We start from the raw sequence: 1,618 nt of genomic DNA on the forward strand, positions 1-1,618 counted from the left end.
GGTTATGACCCCCAAATCTATACGGGTTTTGCTGCTGGTTTTGGCGTGGAAAGATTTGCTATGGTATTACATGAGATAGACGATATTCGCCGTTGTTATAATAGCGATATCCGCTTTCTCCGCCAATTTTAGGGGGATAAACCCGATGGTCAAGAGTGAAGATTTAACCAAAAAAAGACTCCTATCCGTGGCTTGTCATGCTTCGATCTTTTTGAGTGCTACGCTGGTATCGGTGGGGATTCCCTTAGCTATTTATTTCATTTCTGATGATGGAACGGTGAAGGAAAACGCCAAAGAAGCTTTAAACTTTCACCTGAATATGTGGTTATACTACCTAATTGCCGGGATTCTAATTTGGGTTTTAATCGGTTATTTGCTCCTAGGGATTCTTGCTGTGGTGAACATTGTTCTCCCCATTCTTGCTATCCTGCAAGTCTGGAAAGATCCCTATAAGGTTTTCCGTTATCCTTTCATTTTCCGGGTTCTGTAATTAATTATCGGGGTTGAAACCTGTTCAACCCTGGGTGCATCTCATTTTTGTCAATCTGTTGAGTTGGGATTTTTAAATGCAAACTGTCTTCTAAAATTGGTAATTACTTCCGATTTTATCACTCAATCCAAGTCTTTGGGGGGTTCTACCCTCCAAACCCCGGAGCGCATTAGTTTTTCGGTGGGATGCTTACACGCAGCTGCTGATATATTTGCAATAATTTAAAAGTCACTGATAATTGCTGATTGTCCGTATTTCTGCAAATGTGAGATGCAGCCTCAACCCCTTTTTAGTCCTATTCCCACTAGAAAAATAGCCTCTGGAGTTTATAGAGTTCTTGCATAATTAATTTTTGAGAGTGCAAAACTGAGAAAAATAGACATAAAATTGCGTAAAATCCCTAAATAGAGCATTTAATTGATTAATGCTCATTCTTAATTCTCCTGACGACCGGCTACTGGCTCCTGACTCCTCACCTAAAGGAAGATTTTTGATTTTTGCAAGAGGTCTTATGACTAAAATTGTCATCATTGGTGCGGGGATAGTGGGGGCCACCATTGCCTACGAATTAAGCGCCATCGCAGGATTAGAAATTACCCTCATTGATGAAAAAAAACCAGGACAAGGAGCAACCGGGGCAGCCCTAGGGATTTTAATGGGCATTATCAGCCATAAAACTAAAGGTAGAGCCTGGAAACTGCGGCAAGAAAGTTTAAAACGCTACGAAACCCTCCTTCCTGAGCTAGAATCCCTCACCGGACTGACTATTCCCTGTAACCGTGATGGTATTGTCCTACTGAGATCGAGTGCCGAAGACGAAGAAAATTGGCGCAAGTTAGCCCAAATCCGCCAAGAACAGGGATATTGTCTAGAAATCTGGGATAAAGAGACTTTAAACCAAAAATGTCCCCAAGTGGCCAGCGATCATCTCCATGGTGCCATCTATTCTCCCAGGGATCATCAAATTAATCCGGCCCTGCTCACGGAAGCCCTCGTCGATGCTGCGGCAAGAAGGGGGGTAAAATGTCAATTTGGGGTAAAAGTTGAAAATTTTGGGAAGACAGAGCTTCATGGCTCTAATTTGAGGCAATGCACCCAGGTTTATAGTTCCAATGGTATAGAGGAAAC

Annotated in this window: 3 protein-coding genes; all 3 read left to right on the forward strand. The window is 42.5% G+C overall.

Going from position 1 to position 1,618, the window contains the following annotated elements:
- Window positions 1–132 (forward strand): tRNA ligase subunit PheS family protein (locus tag PX484_RS20390; protein ID WP_502882771.1); only part of this gene is annotated, 132 nt, incomplete at its 5' end.
- Window positions 133–145: 13 nt separating this feature from the next.
- Complete coding sequence (locus PX484_RS20395) at window positions 146–490, forward strand: DUF4870 domain-containing protein (protein ID WP_002803472.1); 345 nt, start codon at window positions 146–148, stop codon at window positions 488–490.
- 511 nt (window positions 491–1,001) lie between these two features.
- Window positions 1,002–1,618: NAD(P)/FAD-dependent oxidoreductase (locus PX484_RS20400; protein WP_288105301.1), on the forward strand; the 617-nt coding region annotated here is incomplete at its 3' end.

This window comes from Microcystis sp. M49636_WE2, from assembly GCF_030065375.1.
Taxonomy (GTDB): domain Bacteria; phylum Cyanobacteriota; class Cyanobacteriia; order Cyanobacteriales; family Microcystaceae; genus Microcystis; species Microcystis aeruginosa_C.

Coding starts and splice junctions, on each gene's coding strand:
- PX484_RS20395 (WP_002803472.1), top strand. CDS start 146: ATGGTCAAGAGTGAAGATTTAACCAAAAAAAGACTCCTATCCGTGGCT.